The organism is Hamadaea sp. NPDC051192, assembly GCF_040682475.1.
Lineage (GTDB): Bacteria > Actinomycetota > Actinomycetes > Mycobacteriales > Micromonosporaceae > Hamadaea > Hamadaea flava.
Map to the genome: position 1 here is coordinate 22,452 of NZ_JBFBAZ010000030.1, position 18,487 is coordinate 40,938.

Below are 18,487 nucleotides of genomic sequence, written 5' to 3' on the forward strand. Positions count from 1 at the left end.
CCCGAACCGTTGCGGGGCCGCGGTTCCAACCGCGCCGTCATGTGGTTCGCGGTGACCCGGCGACAAACCATCGCTATGTCGAGCCGCCCGATGAGGGAGCGGTTTTGGGGCGTATCCGGCCGCAGGCTCCAAGCCGCGCCTCTGTATTCGGGGTGGGTCAGCCGGCGGTCCAGCCGCGGCGGGCGGCTTCGTGGCCGAGCTGGAATCGGGTCACTGCGCCAGTGCGCTCCATCAGGCTGCCGATGCGGCGTTGCACGGTTCGCAGCGACTTGCCGAGCTGGCTGCCGATGGCCTGGTCGGTGATTCCGGCGAGGAGGAGGCCGAGGATACGGGCGTCGGTTTCGTCGATGTCCTGGGCGGCGAGTTCGGTGATGCCGGTGGGGCTGGGCAGGATTTCGTTGGACTGCGCCCAGATCAGTTCGAACAGGGCGATCAGGGCGTCGAGCAGTCCGCTGGGGTGGATCAGTAGTGCTCCGGATTCGCGCTGGCCGGCTCCGGTCAGCAGGGGTAGCAGCGCGAGCGAGTGGTCGGCGATGACCATGCGCAGCGGTACTTCGCTGGTCACGCGGATGGTTTCGCCGAGTCGCAGGGAGTCGGCGGCGCGGTCGACGAAGCGGGGGTCGGCGAACGCGGCCCGGTCGACGACGACGCGGTAGCGTACGCCGCGGTCGAGGGCGATGTCCTCGTCGGCGTTCTCTTCCGCGGAGACGACCGCCTCGGCTGGTTTGAGTAGTGCGCGGACCTCGGCTTTGGCTGACCGTTGGAGTTGGGCGAAGCGCTGGGCGATGGCTTGCCGGCCGCGTACGACGTCCACCACATCGATGTGCGACCGGGCGGCGGCCTCGGTGCGGTATTGCTCGGCCAGGCGCATGATCTCCAGTTGGGCGCGGCCGATGTCGTCTTGTCGCTGGACGATCAGCGAGCCGAGGGCGACGTCGGGCGGCGCGGCGACGTAGTGGTTCGGGGTGGCCGTGGAGCGGGCGACCAATCCCTTCTCCTCCAGTGATTTCAGCGCCTCCCGGATGGCGGCGACGTCGGTGTGCGTCGTGGCGGCGAGGGTTTCGGCGGCCGCGGACGGCAGCGTCAGCAGGCGGCGGTAGGCGGCCTCCTCGAAGGCGTCGAGCCCCAACACATCGAACACGATGCCGCTCCCGTCCGTTCGCCGCCCAACCGAGCGGCGATCTTGAAGATGGCGGAGATGTGTCATGGCACGTATCCGCCATTGAGCAGCGTACGCCGGACGTGAAAGGTTCTGCCCACCAGCCGACCCCCTCGAAAGGCAGGGCATGTCCAGATTTCCGCGCGCGTGGTCGTTCGGCTTCGCCGCGCTCATGGCCGCCACGGCTCTCACCTCCGGTACGCCCGCAGTCGGCGACCCGACCCCGATGGATGCTGCGGCGGCAGCCGTCCCGACGAGCACGGTGACTCTGGTGACCGGCGACGTCGTCACACTGACGACGCTGGCCGGTGGCGCGCAGACCGCCGAGGTCACCCGGCCCGACGGAGCGACCGGCGGCGTACGCCTCCAGCAGTTCGACGACGACCTCTACGTCTTTCCCGACGAGGCGATGCCGCTGATCGACGCGGGCAAGCTCGACCGGCGGCTGTTCGATGTCACCGACCTGATCGAGATGGGCTACGACGACGCGCATGCGGCCGAGGTGCCACTGATCGCGGCGTACGCGCCGACGCAGGCGCGACTCGCGAGCAACAAGCCGCCGAAGGGGAGCCGTCTGGTCCGCCAGTTGCCGAGTGTGAGTGGCGCCGCGTTGGCCGCTCCGAAGTCGCAGACGCGGGCGTTCTGGACGGCCATCGCCGGGGACGGCACGCTGAAGAGCGGGCTGGCCAAGGTGTGGCTGGACGGCCGCGTCCAGGCCGACCTCAAGGAGAGCGTGCCTCAGATCGGCGCGCCCACCGCCTGGGCGGCCGGCTACGACGGCACGGGCGTCACGGTCGCCGTTCTCGACACGGGGGTCGACGCGACCCATCCGGACCTGGCCGGTCAGATCGACGAGAAGGTCAGCTTCGTCCCGGGCGAGGACACGTCGGACGTCAACGGCCACGGTACGCACGTCGTGTCGACCATCGTCGGCACGGGAGCCGCCTCAGGTGGTGTTTACAAGGGAGTGGCGCCGGGCGCCGACTTGATCTTCGGCAAGGTTCTCGGCGGGGCAGAAGGCTATGGCCAGGACTCCTGGGTCATCGCCGGTATGCAGTGGGCCGCCGAATCCGGAGCGGACATCGTCAGCATGAGCCTGGGCGATTCGCTGCCGTCGGACGGTTCCGACCCGATGTCGATGGCGGTGAACACGCTGACCGCCCAGTACGGCAGCTTGTTCGTCATTGCGGCGGGCAACGCGGGGCCGGAGACGATCGCCGCTCCGGGTGCGGCCGCCGACGCGCTCACGGTCGGCGCGGTCGACAAGAAGGACCGCCTCGCCACCTTCTCCAGCACCGGGCCGCTGACCGTGACCGGCGCGATCAAGCCGGACATCTCCGCGCCCGGCGTCGACATCACTGCCGCCCGTTCGCAGCAGATGACCACCGGCAGCGGGTGGTACCGCACGATCAGCGGCTCGTCGATGGCCACACCGCACGTCGCTGGGGCGGCCGCGATCCTGGTCCAGCGGCATCCGGACTGGCCGGCCGCCCGGCTCAAGGACGCCTTGATGAGCAGCAGCAAGGGTTTGGCGTACTCGCCGTATCAGGTGGGCGCGGGCCGGGTCGACGTCGCGGCCGCGATCACGCAGACGGTGCAGGCCACCGGATCGGTGTTCCTCGGCAACTTCACCTGGCCGCACGAGGCAGCGGACGCGCCGGTCAGCAAGCCTGTCACCTTCACCAACTCGGGTGACACCGACGTGACCCTCGCTCTCGCGATCGCCGGGACCGCGCCCTACTCGATCAGCAGCCCGTCGGTAACCGTCCCCGCCGGGGGCTCGGCGTCCGTCACGGTCACCGGCGATCCGCAGGCCGCAGGCGTCGGCACGACCAACGGCGCCTACCTCGTCGGCACCGACGCGGCGACCGGGATCGCCGTCACGCGTACCAGTCTGGCTTTGCTCAAGGAGGCCGAGCGTTACGACCTGAAGCTGAAGGTCGTCGGCCGGGACGGGCAGCCGGCGTCGACGTATGTGGTCCTCAACAGGGCGGGCGGGGGCACGCCGGGCAGCTACCTGGTCGACGGCGAGCGGACCCTGCGCCTCGCGCCGGGCACCTATACCGCCGAGACGTATCTCGATGTACCGGGTGAGGCGCCGGACCGGCTCGGCAAGGTCCTGATGGTCGCGCCGGAGATCTCGCTGACCGCCTCGGCCGAGGTGGTCCTCGATGCGCGGAGCGCGCGGCTGGTCGACGCCCACGTGCCGCAGCAGACCGAGAACCGGCAGCGTCGCCTCGACTACCAGGTGCGTTACGGCGAGGGCGGCCAGTTCCGCGAGTCGTTCATCACCGCCGCCACGGTCGACGACCTCTACGTGACCCCCACACCCGCGACCAGCAAGGCCGCCTTCACTCTCGCCACGCGCTGGCGGCAGGGCGAGCCGCAGGTCACGCTCGCGGCGTCGGGCGTGCCGGGCATCGCGGCCAGCATCCAGTCGGGCAGCACACTGTCCGCGGGTCAGGCCAATCTTCCCCTCTTGTACGCACACCGCGGCGCGTCCGCCGACTACGCCGACCTCGACGTCACTGGTAAGGCAGTGATCGTCGACCGCGCCGACGCGGTCACGCCGGCCGCCCGCGCCGCAACGGCCGCAGCCGCCGGAGCGAAGCTGCTCGTGGTCGTCAACGACGCAGCCGGAGACCTCAACGAGAGCGTCGGCGCGTCACCGATCCCGGTCGTGGTGGTGCACCGCGACACCGGGGCGGCCCTGATCCGGCGGGCCGAGGCGGGCACGCTGCGGCTCAACGTCAAGCTGACGCCGTACGCAAGCTACGTCTACGACCTGCTGCGCACCTACTCCGGGCAGGTCCCGGACCGGGATCTCAGCTACGCGCCGACGCAGGACGAGCTGGCCCGTGTCGACTCCCGCTATCACGCGGTCGCCGACGTGCTCGGCCAGGGCTTCCGCTACGACATGACGTTCACGCCGTCGGCCGGGCTGGAGGAGCGCGAATACTACCCGGGCACCCGGACCGAATGGGTGACACCGGATGTGACCTGGCACGAGGGGCACACTCAGGCCGGAGCCTGGGAGGACCGCGGCAACCTCAACGCGTACGCCCAGGGGACGCGGACGGTGCTCGACTGGTTCAAACCCGCCGCGCACCCGGCATTCGGACAGGGTTTCTCGGTTCGCAACGCCCGGACCGTGGACCGCATGACCTTCAACGTCCAGGCCTGGACGGCATCGGGGGAGGTCATCGACCACGGCGGTACCCTGGGCGGCACGGTGCCGGAGAGCCTGAAGCTGTATCAGGGGGACACCCTGATCCGGCAGTCCTCGTCGAGCGCGATGCAGAACGTCACCGTTCCGGCGGGCGTACGCGCCTTCCGGCTGGTGCACGACGGGTCCCGTCCGGCTGATGTGTGGCGGTTGTCCACGCGTACGCACACCGAGTGGACCTTCACCTCCGGCACCACCACGGCCGGGGCTGCAACGCCGCTGGCGCTGCCGGAACTCGACTACGAAATGCCTGCGGACCTCCACGGCGACATCAACGCCGGCAGCACGCAGCACATCCGCATCGAGGCCGCTGCGCAACTCGGCGGCGGTGTCGACGGCGGTGCCGTCGCGACCGTGACGCTGCAGGTGTCCTACGACGACGGTGTCACCTGGTCATCAGTGACGCTGACGCAACGCTCCGGCGGCTGGGAGGGCGACCTCAAACTGGCGAAGCAGCCGGGATTCCTTTCGTTGCGTACGGGGGTGACCACCGCGGACGGGTGGACCCTTGCACAGGACGTCATTCGCGCGTACGGGATCCGCTAGGGCGCCTCTCGGCGGGGCCGGTCGTCCCGAGTTACCGAGGGAACCTCAGCCGAAGGCCGGCCGTTTCCTGGTCTTGTCGGGCGTGGATGCGGCTGGGCTGGGCAGGCTTCCCCTGCGTGCGCGGGGGAAGCCTGCCTGTTGCTGTCCTCGGGCCTGGCGCTACACGATCAGGTTGAACCCGCCCCAGCCGGTGCCGATCGTGCTGCCGGTGCCGCTGTAGGGGTCGCCGTTGTCGCGCTCGATGTTGTTCGAGTACATCACCAGGGTGCCGTCGGCTTTGCGGCCCACCAGATCCGTGTATCCGTCGCCGGTGACATCGGCTCCGACGATGAGGTCGAATACGCCCCAGCCGGTGCCGATCTTGGTGCCGGTGCCGCTGTAGGGGTCGCCGTTGTCGCGTTCGATGTTGTTGGAGTACAGCCACAGTGTGCCGTCGGGCTTGCGGCCTACGAGGTCGGTGTATCCGTCGCCGGTGACGTCGGCTCCGACGATCTGGTTGAATCCGCCCCAGCCGGTGCCGATCTTGGTGCCGGTGCCGCTGTAGGGGTCGCCGTTGTCGCGTTTAATGTTGTTCGAGTACAACCACAGTGTGCCGTCGGGCTTGCGGCCCACCAGATCCGTGTACCCGTCGCCGGTCACATCGGCCCCGACGATCTGGTTGAACCCGCCCCAGCCGGTGCCGATCTTGGTGCCGGTGCCGCTGTAGGGGTCGCCGTTGTCGCGTTCGATGTTGTTGGAGTACAGCCACAATGTGCCGTCGGATTTGCGGGCCACGAGGTCGGTGTATCCGTCGCCGGTGACGTCGGCTCCGACGATCTGGTTGAATCCGCCCCAGCCGGTGCCGATCTTGGTGCCGGTGCCGCTGTACGGGTCGCCGTTGTCGCGCTCGATGTTGTTCGAGTACATCAGTAGGGTGCCGTCGGATTTGCGGGCCACCAGGTCGGCGTAGGAGTCACCGGTGACGCTATGGCCAAGCCTCCGTCCCGGCGGCTCCGTCCCGCCGGTCACGCCGACTGGTTCGATGTATCCGACGATGTCGGCGTCCGAGCGCTTCTTGTGGACCGCTGTGATCGCGTCGCTCTGATTGCCTCCGATGTAGTAGACGTCGGTGTCGTCGGAGCTGGTGACGATGGCGACGTGGTCGATCGCGTTCGTGTCGCTGCTGTCGTGGTCCCAGTCGAACACCACCGCGTCACCGGCCTGGGGCTTATACCCGGTGCTGCGAGCGTGGTACGTCCCGTTGTTATCGCCATACTTCTTGAACGACTGCGCGTACCCGTCGATGGCACCAAGGCCAGTGGTCACGCCGGCTTCACGCCAGACGTACTTGGCGAATGCTGCGCACCAGGCGTATGCGCTGCCGCCACCTCCCCAGCCGCTTCTGCCGCCGCAGGCGGGCCAGCCGAACATCTCTCCGCCGTAGTAGGTGCAGTTGACGTCGATCTCCTTGTTCCGCGAGTCGTCGTTCTTCTCCCGCTTCGCAATGCTCACGATGCCGGTACGGCTCGCTGCGGCGCTGGCCGGCGGCGGGCTGATCAGGATGCCGCCGCCTAGCGCAACGACGACCGTCGCTGCAGCGACCGCCCAGCGCCGAAGCCTGGTGTGTCCCATGGGCCATTCGTCCTTTCCGTGCCATTCCGATCTTTCGGTCGGTAGCTCGCCATTACGAGCCCCTTCGCGCTGGCTACTGCCGCCGGGCAACGTATCGGGGGGCTATTGAGGCGGTCTTGCAGAAACCTTGAATCGTCAGCTCACAGCGAGGGTTTGAGCGGACCACGACGCGACTCGGCAGGAACGCGCGAGAGCGAGGGCACGAACGCCGCCAGACGGCGGTGCCTCCGGGCGGTGCCGGCTCGGGGCGGTCGCGCCGCACTAAAGGTCAGAGCTTTGGCGTTGCCGTTCTGCCGCCATCACCAGCGACTATTTGGCACCCTCACCGCCGGTGCCGACCCACGTCCACGGCACGTAACGTTCACCGTCGAGCGACACCCCGACAGCCACGTACGCCGGCCGGTTCGCGACCGCACTATCCCGGATCTCTACCTGGACACGTCCAGGACCACCAGGTACACCGGATCCAGTGGCCGGCTCTGTCGCTCGGACATGCCTTCGATGACCTGGTCAGTGATCGTGGAGATCGCTGCCGCGACACGTCCGCGTCATTCACGTCAGGTGTGTCAAGGCTGTTCGAGGTCGTTGAGGAAGGCGCGGATCTCGTCGGCCTCGGGGACGTTGAGGGTGGTGTACAGGTCAAGGGCCTGCAGCGCGTGGGCGTGGGCGCGGTCGATGTGGCCGAGACCGCGGTGGACGCGGGCCAGACCGTTGTGGGCGCGAGCCTGCTCGGGTAGGTAGCCGACCTCGCCGGCGAGGGCCAGCGCAGCGTCATGGTCGGCTACGGCCTGAGCGAGGTCGCCCATGGCCAGGGCGGCTTCCGCCAAGGCGTTGAGTGATTCGGCCTCGTCTCCGGGGAAGCCGTACGTGCGGCACAGCTGCAACGCGTCGTGGTGAAAGCGGCGGGCTTGGTCGTAGCGGCCTTGCCGTTGGCACAGGAGCCCGAGGTTGTTCAGGACGATGGTCTCGCCGATGTGCGATCCGGTCTCGCGGTGGAGGTGCAGCGCTTGGCGATGGTGGTCGTGGGCTTCCTCGTACCGCTCCTGATGCTCGTCGATGAGGCCGAGGTTCGTCAGGGAGCTGGCTTCACCGGCGCGATCGCCGCACTCGCGGAACAGGACGAGGGACTGTCGATAGTGGTCGTGGGCTTGGCCGTAGTCTCGCTGCCCTTTGTAGACGTAGCCGAGGTTGTGCAGTGCACGGGCTTCGGTGCTGCGGTCGCCGGTCTCACGTGATAGGTCCAGGGCGTGCGAGTAGTGCCGTGCTGCTTGCTCGTAGTGGCCGTGCCACCAGTAGTGCACCTCGCCGAGGTCGACGAGTGTCCGGGCTTCGGCGGCCGTGTCGCCGCTTCGCTGGCTGGTCTGCAGGGCAAGGCCGTGCAGCGTCAGCGCGTCGGCATGGTGGGCGTGCCGGAGCAGATAGTGATGCAGGGTGGCCGCCAGGTGGCTGGTGTGCGTGGGCCAGTCGTAGTCGGCGGTGTGGCGGGCGGCCGCGATGAGGTTCGCGCGTTCGGTGTCCAGCCAGCTGACAGCCTCGGCCTCGTCCTGCGGAGACGAGGTCGGGGTGTTCGGCGCGGGGATGCGTGGTCTGCGGTTGCGGCTCTCGGGGTAGAGGTGATCGATGGCTGTGCTCGCAAGGTGGAGATAGTGGTCGAACAGGCGGCTGAGTGCCTCGCGCTGGGCGCTGTGCGGTTCTTGGGCGGCTGCGGTGGCTAAGGCGTGTTCGCGCAGCAGGTCGTGAAAGGTGTAGCGGCCGGGTTGGTGCTGGGCGAGTACGTGGGCGTCCAAGAGGTCCTCAAGGAGCGTCTCGACCTGCTCGACTGGCAGGTCGGCCAGCGCCGCGGCCGCGGCGGGGCTGATGTCACGGCCCGGGTGCAGCCCCAGCAGGCGGAACATGCGTTGTTGATCGGGAGTCAACTGCTGATAGGACAGGGTGAACGCGGCTGCCACACCTCTTTCGGAGGTGGCCAGCTCCGACAGTCTGCGGCGTTGGTCGCGGAGCCGATCGGCGAGATATTCGACGGTCCAGCGGGGGCGATGGTGCAGGCGGGCGGCCGCGATGCGGACGGCCAGGGGCAAGAAGCCGCACAACTGCAGCACGTCGAGGACGGCGAGCGGTTCGACGGCCGCCCGGTCGCCCACGATCGCCGTGAACATCGCCACGGCGTCTGCGGCGGGCAGCACATCCATCGACAGGGCGTGTGCCCCGTCCAGGTCGATCAGCCGTCGACGGCTGGTGATCAGGATGAGGGCACGGGAGGTGCCGGGCAGCAATGGCCGTATGTGGTCGGTGTCGAGGACGTTGTCCAGCACGGCCAGCACTCGACGGTCAGACAGTTCGGATCGCCATGCTGCGGCGCGATCTGCGACTGACGCCGGGAGCTGTTCTGCCGGCACGCCGAGTTGCCCCAGAAGGATGCCGAGCGCAGTACCGGCGTCGAGCGGTTGCTGACCGGCGGTGTGCGCCTGCAAGTCGACGAAGAGCTGCCCGTCGGGGAACTGGTCGGCGAGGCGGTGTCCGGCGTGGACTGCGAGCGCCGTCTTGCCGACTCCGGCCATCCCGTCGATCGCCGAAATCGTGACGACCGCACCGTTGTTGCTCGTCCACAGGCGGGTCAGCTCGTCGAACTCGCCGTCGCGGCCGGTGAAGTCCGGGACGTCGTAAGGCAGGAAGTTCGCCCGCCGCGACCTGGCCGGCCCGGCGTCCGGTGCCCGCAGGTCGGGCTCATCTCGCAAGATGGCCTGTTCGAGGCGAGCGAACGCGTGGCCGGGGTCCAGCCCCTGCTGCTCGGCCAGGCTGGCCCGGAAGGTTCTTGCCACCTGCAACGCGTCAGGTTGGCGTCCAGCGCGGTGCAGGGCGAGCATCAGCTGGCAGCACAGCCGTTCCCGCACCGGATTAGCCGCCACGTGGATGGTCAGCTCGTCGACGAGGTCGTCGTGGTGGCCAACGGACAGTTCCACGTCGGCCAGACGCTCGACGGCGGTCAGCCGTTGCGCGTTCAGGCGTGCTCTGGCGCCTTCGACGTAGTGGGCGGTCACATCGGCCAGCGGCTCTCCCCGCCACAGTGTCAGCGCGGCCCGGATCTGGTCCGCGGTGTGCTGCGGGTCACCGGAGGTGGCCTGCGCTTGGGCGATGAGGCTGGTGAACTCGTCCAGGTCAAGTTGTCCAGGCTCGGGAGTGATCACATATCCGGCTGGACGACTGGCCAGCATGCGGTCGGCTTCGGAAGCCCGCAGCAAGCGCCGGATCGCGGCGATCGTGGTCTGGATCTGCGCGCGGGCGGAATCCGGCGGCAGCGGCCCCCACATCGCGTCGATCAGCCGGTCTGTGCTGATCACGACCCCGGCATGCAGCAGCAGGTAGGCGAGCACTGCCCGATGCCGGGGCGCCAGTGCGGGTGACTGCGGATCGCCGGTCACGACCTCCACCGGGCCGAGAACCTTGAACCGCATGCCGTTACTCCTCTGATTGCCAGCGCTTGCATCGGGGACGCATCGGGAATCTATCAAGGTCCACTAGCAGGATTGCCAGCATGCAGGGACTGCGCGTCGTCGATCCGGAGATCGCCACTGGTGAAGCCGTACAACTGTTCACCGCCGCACACCAGGTCCTGGGGGTCGTTCCCAACCTGGTCAAGGCGATGGCCAACAGCCTGGCCGTGTTGGAGGGGTATCTGGGCGTCGTCGACGCCCTGAGCACGCGGGGAGCCTTGCCGCCGGATGTGATCGAGCGGATCGCATTGCTGGTGGCGCAGGAGAACCGGTCTGACTACTGCCTGTCGGTGCACTCGTTCCGCGGGACTGAGGTGCTGGGGCTGACTGCGGCCGAGGCCGGGCGTGCACGGCGCGGTACGTCCGCGGACTCCCGGGCCGCCGCTGTCTTGGCCTTGGCCGCCGTCGTGGTCCGCGACCGTGGGGCCGTCTCCCCGGATCAGCTGGCCCGAGCCCGGCACGCCGGACTGTCAGACGGGCAGATCGTCGAGATCGTCGCCCATGTCGCGCTCAACGTGTTCACCAACTACCTCGCCACGGTGGCCCAGGTCGATATCGACTGGCCGCTCGTACGGCACACCGACTGAACCATGCGATGGCTGTCATCGGCGCCATGTCCCACCCCCAACGACCTCGCTGAGGAGCTTCACGTGATCCAGATCGCCCCCGTACTCAATGTTTCAACGGAAATCGCAGTTCATTGGCAAGCGACTGTCGCGGCTTCGCTCGCCGGCGATCTGCCCGATGAGGCGCCGCCGACGGCCGAGCAGGTCCAAGCCCAGCTCTGCGCGGCCGGGTTGGACAGCCGTCGGCTGTTCTGGCTGGCCACGACGGCCGACGGCGCGGTGGTCGGCGTTGCCGGACTTCGGCTGTTCACCTCCGCCGGCCAGAGCCATCTGGCGGAGCTGGAACTGCATGTCCATCCAGACCACCGGCGCGCCGGCACCGGCTCGCGGCTGCTGGCCGCAGCCACGTCCGCGGCACAAGCCGAGCAGCGCCGCAGTCTGCTCACCCTCTCAGCCGACGGCAAGCCGGGTGATTCCTTCTGCACCGCACGCGGCTTCCGGCGGGTGCTGACGCTGGACCACCTGCTGCTGAACGTGGCACAGGCCGACGATGGCGAGGCCGACACGGACCGCTCGGGATACGAGCTGGCCAGTTGGACGGGAACGGTCCCCGAAGAGCTGGCCGACGCCTTCGCGGTGGCCAAGAACGCCATGAACGACATGCCCATCGGCGACATGGACTACGGAAGCCAGTCCTGGACCCCGGACCGCGTACGAGCCATGGCCCAGGTCCTGGCGGATCGCGGTGATCGGCTGCTGACGATCGCCGCGCTCAGCAAGGGGGAGATGGCAGGGTTCACCGAGCTGGTCATCCGCTCCGGAGCCGACCGGCGGGCAGTGCAGTACGACACTGCGGTCGTCCCTGCCCATCGTGGCCATGGGCTCGGACTGTGGGTCAAGGCCGCGATGGTGCGCAGACTACGGGCCGAGCATCCCAGCGTCGTCGAGGTCGAGACGGACAACGCTCAGGACAACACCCACATGCTGGCCGTCAACCACCAACTGGGCTTCCGCTTCCACCGGCGTACGCACGAATACCAGCTCGACCTGCCCACCACCTGAAGACTTCGAGAGGAGCATCCGCATGTCCCTCACCCTGACCGATCAGGACAAGCTGACCCTGCGGACCGCCGCGTACGGCGCCGTTTCGCTCCTGGCCGCCGCCGGCGTCGCCGGTGGGCTGCCACACAAGCTCGCGGCCGAAGGCTCCATGTCCCTCGCCCGCGCAACCGGTCCGATCGGGCACGTGCTCGCGGACAAGACTGGCGGCGTGTATCTGACCGGTACGTCGGTCGCCGAACTCACCGACCAAGTGCTGCCGACGTTGACGAAAGCCATGAACCTCCTCAAGAAGAAGGCTCCGGCCGAGGCCGATAACTTCCGCGGTACGGTCATCGTCGCCATCGAGACCGCTGCCCGCTCCCAATGGCGCGAGCCCAGCCCGAGCATCGCGGACATGACTCGCCGGATCACCAGAGCTCTCGACGCAGCCTGATTCGGGCCTACTCGCGGCCTGCGAATCTGCCGCGTCGACGTGACGAAGTCCCGCGGGGCCTACCGCAATCATCCGGCGGGCCCCGCGTACTCGCGTGTCGACCCTCCGGCGGCCGATCAGCAAACTCCTGCAACCGAGACTGACCGACGTCGAAGAACTCGGCCACGACTTGTGGGTCAGTCCGGCAGCCAGTGCAGCTCGTGCGCCAGGGTTTTGGCGACCGCACGGATGCGGCGGTGCAGTGGTGACTGCTCGCGTGGGAGGACCAGGTGGAACGCCAGGGTGGGCGCGCCCCGCAGCGGTCGCCAGGTGAGACCGGCCGGTTGTGCCGTGGCCGCGGCTTCTCCGGCCGGGGCGAGGGTGACCCCGTCGCGCAGGTCACGCTGAGACATGTCGAAAGAGACTGCGGGCGTATGGAATCGGGGGTGTGGCCGGGTGTCTCGGAACAGTGCGGACAGCTGATCGTGGATCACGGGGTTGGCCGCACGGTCCGCGAGTCGCAGCGGATACGCGGCTGCGTCGGCGATCTCGATCTCCGGGTGTTCGGCCAGCGGATGGTGCTGCGCGAGCTGGACTCCGATGCGTGTACGCCGCAGCAGGAACCGGCGGACGCCACGGCCCGGTTGTTCACCGCGGGTGATCCCGGCATCGATGCGGCCGTCGGCGACTGCGGGGGAGATCTCCGGTGTCGCCATCGGGACCGCGCTGACCTCGAGTCCGCTGGTGCCGCGAATCAGTCTGTCCATTAGGGCCGGTGCCGTCTCGGCCCCGGCGCTGAGGCTGTATCCGATGCGCAGCGTGCCCAGTTCACCGGCCGCCGCGCTCCGGGCGGTGTCCCATGCCCGGTCCAGCGCCGCCAGTGCGGGCGGCGCGGACTCCGCCAAAGCCGTACCGGCGGTGGTCAAGACGACGCTACGTGTGTTGCGGACCAGCAGGGCCGTACCGAGTTCCGCCTCCAATCGGCGCATCCGGGCGCTGAGTGCGGGCTGTGCGATACCGATCCGTGCGGCCGCGCGGGTGAAGTTCAGCTCCTGCGCCAGCACCAGGAAGTACCGCAGGCTCACCGTGTCCGGCGCCACGTGCCCTCCCCGCCGATTGATAACGATCCGTTCTGAGTCTATCCCGTACTGGTCTTTCCCTCGACCGCACATCAAGCCCTAACCTGCGCATATGGCGATTCAGTCGACCGCCGTACCTATCGCCGGGATCGTCGGACCGATCCGGCCGAACACAGGAGGTCTCCGTGGCTAAGGGCTACTGGGTCAGTGTCTACCCCGCCATATCAGACCCTGAGCGGCTGACTGCCTACAACAAGCTGGCCGGTCCGGCTGTCCGGGCTGGGGGCGGGCGCACCCTGTCCCGCGCCGGTCGAGTCGTAGCTCACGAGGCCGGAATCACGCAACGCGTCGTTCTGATCGAGTTCGACAGCTTCGAACAGGCCGTCGCGGCATACGAGAGCGAGGCGTACCAGGAGGCGCTGGTGGACTTCCCGGACGGCGTCGAGCGCGACTTCCGCATCGTCGAAGGCATCGACTGATCGGCGGGCCCAGCCATCGCTGACCTTGTGGTCAGACAGTCAGGACCAGAAACGACATCGCACGACCGGCCCGCGCCCGGCGGTCACAGGTACCACGGCATCGGTTCCTGGTTCATCACGTTTCCCGGCTGGCTCGTCATCAGGACGCCGCAACCGGCTCCGGCTCGCGGTGCTGCTGCTCCGGGATGGCAGTTCGAGCTGGGCCTGGACTGATGCTCGGCGGCATCGCGGTGCGCGTCCGGGAGGCCGCCGACACATAGCGGCGGGCCGCGAGGAGATCGGGATCGCCCCTGGGGACATCAGGAAACCCGGTAGGCGGCGGCGCCGTCGTGCAGGAATCGAGCACGACCGTCCTCGTCGGTGCCGATAAGGGACAGCACTTGATGGCCGTCGAGCCCCGGTGTTGCGGTGATGATCGCGCTGTCGTTGAGGCGGACTACCTCGACGCGTTCCTCAGACTTGCCGAGGAGGGACTTCGCGAGTTCGTTGCGGGGACGGCGAATGAGGAACGCGCGGTCGTCCTCGACGGTGAGCGTGCGATCGTACAGGGTGCTGCGGTAGGTGCCGCACATGCGCTCCACGTCGACGGGGAGCGATGCCGCAGGCGGCACTGGCAGCGGCGTAGTCACCGCGTCGGTGAGATCTGCGAGGACGGTGCTGAGAATCTCGTAGGCCATCGGCGCCGCACCCGAACTGTTGGTCAGCACAGCTACAGCTACGCCGGCCGAGGGCACGACGCGCAGGAATGCCTTCTGCCCCTTGGAAACGCCGGTGTGACCGGCGACGCCATCCTGGTAGAGCATCCAGCCGAGCCCCCAGCCTACGACGCCGCCTCCGAAGTCCGGGACGGATGCGAGCTGGGGTACGCGCAGCACCGCGAGCGCTGGGTCGGTGAGGTGCAGGTGGACGAACTTCAGCAGATCGCGTGCGCTCATCGCGAGATGAGAGCCGCTTGGCGTGGAGAAATAGCGGACCGCCCAGCTCTTCGTGGGCGCCAGCTCCCCGTCGGCCGAGACGTGCCCGATCGCGGCGCGATGCAGGATAGCCTCGTACGTGGTGGTGGCGACGGTGGTCAGGCCCAACGGGGTAGCGAGGTGCTCGCGGAGCACGTCGTGGAAGGGCTTGCCCCGGAGCGATTCCACGAGCCTGCCGAGCACCACATACCCGCTGTTGGAGTAGGAGAAAAGGGTGCCGGGCAGGAGCAGGTGGTCCGCGTCGGCGAGCGTGGCGACGAACTTCTCGATCGCGTCGTCGTTGCGACCAGTGTCGGTGAAGTGGTTGCCGTCGATGCCGCCGGTGTGGGTGAGCAGGTGGCGGGCAGTCAGAATCTCGGTGGCCGCCGGGTCGCTGAGCCGGAAGCCGGGCAGGTAGTCGCGAACGGGACGGTCGAGGTCCAGCACGCGGTCATTCACCAGCTGCTGGACCAGCGTGGCTGTCCAGACTTTGGTGATTGAGCCGATCTTGAACACCGAGTCGGTGGTGGTTTCCACTCGGGTGTGCAGACTCAGCACGCCTGCGGCCTCATCGTGGATCTCCCCGTCGGCCAGTACGGCGATCTGTGCGCCCGGTACGCCGTGCTTCGCGATGAGCTCGCTCAGATGCCATCCCATTCGCTCAACTTAGCTATTTCTCGTGATGGCACTGGTCGGCAATGGGATCCCCTTCGTAGATCATGATGCCTGCCCTGTTCCTCGCCGGCCCGGCTGCTTCCTCGGCCAGGTGTGCGAGCGCTCGAACCTGGAGTTCATACTGATCGCCGTCGTGGCACCGATCAGATGGCCTGCTGCGAGCCCGCGGCCGCCGTGCGTACCATCGCACCGCATCCCCGCGGCCGACCCGTAGGAAAGGATCACCAGACGCTCATGGCGCTTCCAGGCAGCATGGCGATCGGTCCCAGCACCGGCTGGAGCCGATGGTTGGCCCGGCCGGTCGTCGCAGCGACCCTCCTGGCCGGCGGGCTGAGCCTGGTTTGGGCGCTGTGGATGGCCCGCGACGCAGGAGACCTCGCGGCGCAGTACGCCTGGACGGCCTTCGTCCGCGATCATCCCGACTCGGCGTACAACCTGTCCTGGTACGGGGGGATACATCCCGCGTCGTACAGCGTGATTTCGCCGTACCTGATGGTCCTGATCGGGGTACGCACCACCGGTGTCGTCGCCGCCGTCGCGAGCACCGCCCTGGCCGCCCGGCTGCTCTCCCGATCGGGCTTGCACCGGCCACTGCCGTCGATCCTTTGGCTGTCCTTCGCCATCTGGCTCAACCTCGCCGCCGGGCGAGTCACCTATCTGCTCGGCTTGGCCGTCGCCCTGCTCGCGGTGGTCGTCCTGCTGGATCGTCGGCCACGTCCGGTGCTCGCCGCGGTGCTGGGCGCCGTGGCCAGTTTGTGCAGCCCGGTCGCCGGACTGTTCATCGAGGTGTTCGCGGCGGCGCTGTTCCTGACCGGCCGGCGTCGGCCGGCCTACCTGATGGCTGCGGGCCCGCCGGTGGTGATCGGGACGACTGCCCTGCTGTTCCCGTTCTCCGGCGTGCAGCCGTTTCATTGGTATTCGGCGCTGGCCACGCTCGCGGCGGCCGTCGCGGTCGCGGTGTTGGTCCCGCGGGACTGGTCGACCGTACGGGCCGGAGCCTGGGTGTACGCGGCCGGCGTCGTCTTGTGCTGGGTGCTGCCGACCCCGATCGGTAGCAACGTCGAGCGCCTGGCGATGCTGGCCGGTGCGGCGGTCCTGATGTGCGCCGAGGCTGTCCGCAAACGCAGCGGCTGGCCCCGGCGGGTGAGCTATGCGGCCATGGTGGCGATGGCCGTCTGGACCGTCGTGCATCCGGTCGTGAACATTGTCAACACCACGCCGGTGACTGCTGGGGTGGCCGACGCCCGGCCGCTGATCGACGAACTGCGACGGCTGGCCGTCCAACAATTCCGGGTCGAGGTGGTGCCGCTGCGCTCGCACTGGGAGGCTGCTGGGCTCGCGCCCTACGTCAACCTGGCCCGCGGCTGGAACCGGCAGGCGGACGTGGCCCGCAACCCGCTGTTCTACCAGGACGAGCTGACGGCTGCGGACTACCGGGCTTGGCTGCGTGAATGGAGCGTCGGATACGTCGTGCTGTCGGTCGACGAGCCAGATGACGCCGGCATCGCCGAAGCGAAGATCATCACCTCTGGGCACCCATGGCTGAATCTGGTGTGGGCGGACGCAGACTGGCGGGTGTACCGGGTCGACGGCGTCGAACCCCTGGCCACGCCGCCGGCCACGGTCACCTCCGGCGGACCTGCGGCGCTCACCCTCGACGTGCCCCGCCCCGGTTCGGTGCTGATACGCATCGCCTGGTCACCGTGGCTGGCCATCCGTGGCGTCGTCGACGACCAGGCCCCGCACGCCTGCCTCACCCAGAACGGAAGGTGGACCGAACTGTCGACGCCCACCGCCGGCACGTTCACCATCGAGGCCCGGTACACCTTCGACCGGGGAACCGCCTGCCCGACCACGCCGTAGCGAGCAGCGGTTCAGCGAGCAAGGTCGGGTTGGTGCAGGCCATTTCTGGAGACGTCGCTGGAGGTCCTCGTTGCCTTAAGACATCCCTAGAGATAGGTCCCGCCGGAGTTCCGGCCGACCAGGACGACCGCGACGGCAGCGGCGACGGTGATGACGCCCGCTGCGGTGGCACGCCAGGGCAGGCGTACCTGTCGGGCTATCAGCAGCACCGACAGGCCGAGACCGACGATGAGGAGCGGCAGGGCGGCCGCGGCAGCCTTGGCCGTGTCGCGGAGGAAATCTGCGCCGGTCAGGCTGACGTCGAACGAGAGCGACACCTCACCTGCGGTCACGTCGGTGACCCGGCCGCCGAACATGGTCACGACCCAGAGGAGTGTCCACCCGACGCCGATCATGCCGAACGCGGAGACCCTGGACACGGCGCGGGGGTTAGCGGGCTGCGCGGAGAGCAGGGCGGCGAAGACGCCCACCAGCCCGGGCAGCGCCCCGAGGGCGACGAACAGCCAGTACTGCGGGGCGAGGTCGTACCAGTCAGGGGTTTCGTCCAGGCCCAGGCCCCGGTAGAGCAGCCCGCCGAGCAGCGGCTGGACGAAGGCCGGCACAACGATGATCGACACGATCATGCCGATGATGGCGAGGCAACCCCGTAGATCGCTGGGTGGGGAAGGGTGCCGGCTCGTCGGCGCGGAGCCGTCGCCGGTCCCGACGTCCCCAACCTGCGGGTCCGACATCGTGTACGCCTCATCTCCCCGGCCGGTACGAATCTCCTTCCATCCTGCCAGGCGAGCGGATACCCGTCGGCCGTGCGGGCACGTCAGGCCCGGCGGCCGTGTGTCGGCGGGCCATCGCGCCGACGAGCAGCGTCGTGATGCCCGCCATCAGCACCAGGTCGCCGACGCTGACGACCCGGGCGAACGCGGGGACGACCAGGACGTCTGTCAGCCAGGGCAGGTGATGCCCGGGCCCGAGCGGAACGTGGCCTACCCCGGCCGCAGCGCCAGAGTCCACCGCGAACGGCATCGCGCCGCCGTTAGCGGCGACCGCGATCGCGTTGAGCATGAATCCTGTCCACATCAAGCACAGCCCGGCCCGCACGACCGGCGTGGCCGGGCGGAGGTTCAGCGCGAACCAGATCGTGGCCAGTGCCCAGACCACACAGGCGAGCCAGAGTCCGTGCGCTCGGCGCAGCGGCTCCGGCAGCCAGCCCGGCGCGGTGTAGCGGACGACGGCGACTGCGGCGGTCACCCAGAGCAGCGCCGTCGCGCGTAGGCGTAGTCCGGTCAGCCGCCAGGGCACCCGGCCGAGAGCTGCCCCCACCAGCGCCGCGGCGACCAGCGGGGACAGCACGAACAGCAGGTGAGCCAT

13 protein-coding genes are annotated in these 18,487 nt (G+C 68.6%); 6 read left to right on the plus strand and 7 right to left on the minus strand.

Features of this window, described 5'->3' with window-relative positions:
* Positions 1-157 precede the first annotated feature (157 nt).
* Entirely contained in the window at positions 158-1,141 is a 984-nt protein-coding gene (locus AB0M47_RS15580) for a helix-turn-helix domain-containing protein (RefSeq protein ID WP_363413265.1), read from the minus strand.
* A gap of 145 nt (positions 1,142-1,286) precedes the next feature.
* On the opposite strand from AB0M47_RS15580, the gene AB0M47_RS15585 reads away from it, so the two are divergent.
* The gene (locus tag AB0M47_RS15585) at positions 1,287-4,931 is read left to right on the plus strand and encodes a S8 family serine peptidase (protein WP_363413268.1); all 3,645 of its coding nucleotides are present in this window, start codon (positions 1,287-1,289) and stop codon (positions 4,929-4,931) included.
* 159 nt (positions 4,932-5,090) lie between these two features.
* Here the strand turns inward: AB0M47_RS15585 and AB0M47_RS15590 are convergent, their stop codons facing one another.
* Positions 5,091-6,542, minus strand: a complete 1,452-nt coding sequence (locus AB0M47_RS15590) for an FG-GAP-like repeat-containing protein (protein ID WP_363413271.1) — start codon at positions 6,540-6,542, stop codon at positions 5,091-5,093.
* Between the two features lie 566 nt (positions 6,543-7,108).
* On the minus strand, positions 7,109-9,994 hold the full coding sequence (locus AB0M47_RS15595) for a tetratricopeptide repeat protein (protein WP_363413274.1): 2,886 nt from the start codon (positions 9,992-9,994) through the stop codon (positions 7,109-7,111).
* An 80-nt stretch (positions 9,995-10,074) separates the two neighbouring features.
* Here AB0M47_RS15595 and AB0M47_RS15600 point away from each other — a divergent pair, with 80 nt between their 5' ends.
* From AB0M47_RS15600 to AB0M47_RS15610, 3 genes are all read left to right on the plus strand, one after another.
* Positions 10,075-10,620 (plus strand): carboxymuconolactone decarboxylase family protein, encoded by a 546-nt coding sequence (locus AB0M47_RS15600; protein WP_363413277.1) that lies wholly within the window; start codon positions 10,075-10,077, stop codon positions 10,618-10,620.
* A 63-nt stretch (positions 10,621-10,683) separates the two neighbouring features.
* Complete coding sequence (locus AB0M47_RS15605) at positions 10,684-11,661, plus strand: GNAT family N-acetyltransferase (protein WP_363413280.1); 978 nt, start codon at positions 10,684-10,686, stop codon at positions 11,659-11,661.
* Between the two features lie 22 nt (positions 11,662-11,683).
* Positions 11,684-12,094: a hypothetical protein gene (locus AB0M47_RS15610; RefSeq protein ID WP_363413283.1), complete on the plus strand. Its 411-nt coding sequence runs from the start codon at positions 11,684-11,686 to the stop codon at positions 12,092-12,094.
* 176 nt (positions 12,095-12,270) lie between these two features.
* Here AB0M47_RS15610 and AB0M47_RS15615 read toward each other — a convergent pair whose 3' ends face one another.
* Positions 12,271-13,173, minus strand: coding sequence for a LysR family transcriptional regulator (locus tag AB0M47_RS15615; protein ID WP_363413286.1), 903 nt, complete (start codon positions 13,171-13,173; stop codon positions 12,271-12,273).
* A 164-nt stretch (positions 13,174-13,337) separates the two neighbouring features.
* On the opposite strand from AB0M47_RS15615, the gene AB0M47_RS15620 reads away from it, so the two are divergent.
* Positions 13,338-13,631: a DUF1330 domain-containing protein gene (locus tag AB0M47_RS15620; RefSeq protein WP_363413289.1), complete on the plus strand. Its 294-nt coding sequence runs from the start codon at positions 13,338-13,340 to the stop codon at positions 13,629-13,631.
* Between the two features lie 299 nt (positions 13,632-13,930).
* On the opposite strand, the gene AB0M47_RS15625 is transcribed toward AB0M47_RS15620, so the two are convergent.
* Complete coding sequence (locus tag AB0M47_RS15625; protein ID WP_363413292.1) at positions 13,931-15,241, minus strand: serine hydrolase domain-containing protein; 1,311 nt, start codon at positions 15,239-15,241, stop codon at positions 13,931-13,933.
* 252 nt (positions 15,242-15,493) lie between these two features.
* On the opposite strand from AB0M47_RS15625, the gene AB0M47_RS15630 reads away from it, so the two are divergent.
* Entirely contained in the window at positions 15,494-17,122 is a 1,629-nt protein-coding gene (locus AB0M47_RS15630) for an MFS transporter (protein ID WP_363413295.1), read from the plus strand.
* Between the two features lie 86 nt (positions 17,123-17,208).
* Here the strand turns inward: AB0M47_RS15630 and AB0M47_RS15635 are convergent, their stop codons facing one another.
* Together AB0M47_RS15635 and AB0M47_RS15640 are read right to left on the minus strand one after the other, a co-directional pair.
* Positions 17,209-17,739: a hypothetical protein gene (locus AB0M47_RS15635; protein WP_363413298.1), complete on the minus strand. Its 531-nt coding sequence runs from the start codon at positions 17,737-17,739 to the stop codon at positions 17,209-17,211.
* Between the two features lie 124 nt (positions 17,740-17,863).
* On the minus strand, positions 17,864-18,487 hold the full coding sequence (locus AB0M47_RS15640; protein WP_363413301.1) for a DUF5317 family protein: 624 nt from the start codon (positions 18,485-18,487) through the stop codon (positions 17,864-17,866).

What these genes read in the sequence shown, in the direction of transcription:
- AB0M47_RS15585 (WP_363413268.1), top strand. Translation starts at nt 1,287, where the DNA reads ATGTCCAGATTTCCGCGCGCGTGGTCGTTCGGCTTCGCCGCGCTCATG.
- AB0M47_RS15590 (WP_363413271.1), bottom strand. Translation starts at nt 6,542, where the DNA reads ATGGGACACACCAGGCTTCGGCGCTGGGCGGTCGCTGCAGCGACGGTC.
- AB0M47_RS15595 (WP_363413274.1), bottom strand. Translation starts at nt 9,994, where the DNA reads ATGCGGTTCAAGGTTCTCGGCCCGGTGGAGGTCGTGACCGGCGATCCG.
- AB0M47_RS15600 (WP_363413277.1), top strand. Translation starts at nt 10,075, where the DNA reads ATGCAGGGACTGCGCGTCGTCGATCCGGAGATCGCCACTGGTGAAGCC.
- AB0M47_RS15610 (WP_363413283.1), top strand. Translation starts at nt 11,684, where the DNA reads ATGTCCCTCACCCTGACCGATCAGGACAAGCTGACCCTGCGGACCGCC.
- AB0M47_RS15625 (WP_363413292.1), bottom strand. Translation starts at nt 15,241, where the DNA reads ATGGGATGGCATCTGAGCGAGCTCATCGCGAAGCACGGCGTACCGGGC.
- AB0M47_RS15630 (WP_363413295.1), top strand. Translation starts at nt 15,494, where the DNA reads ATGGCGCTTCCAGGCAGCATGGCGATCGGTCCCAGCACCGGCTGGAGC.
- AB0M47_RS15640 (WP_363413301.1), bottom strand. Translation starts at nt 18,487, where the DNA reads ATGGCTCACCTGCTGTTCGTGCTGTCCCCGCTGGTCGCCGCGGCGCTG.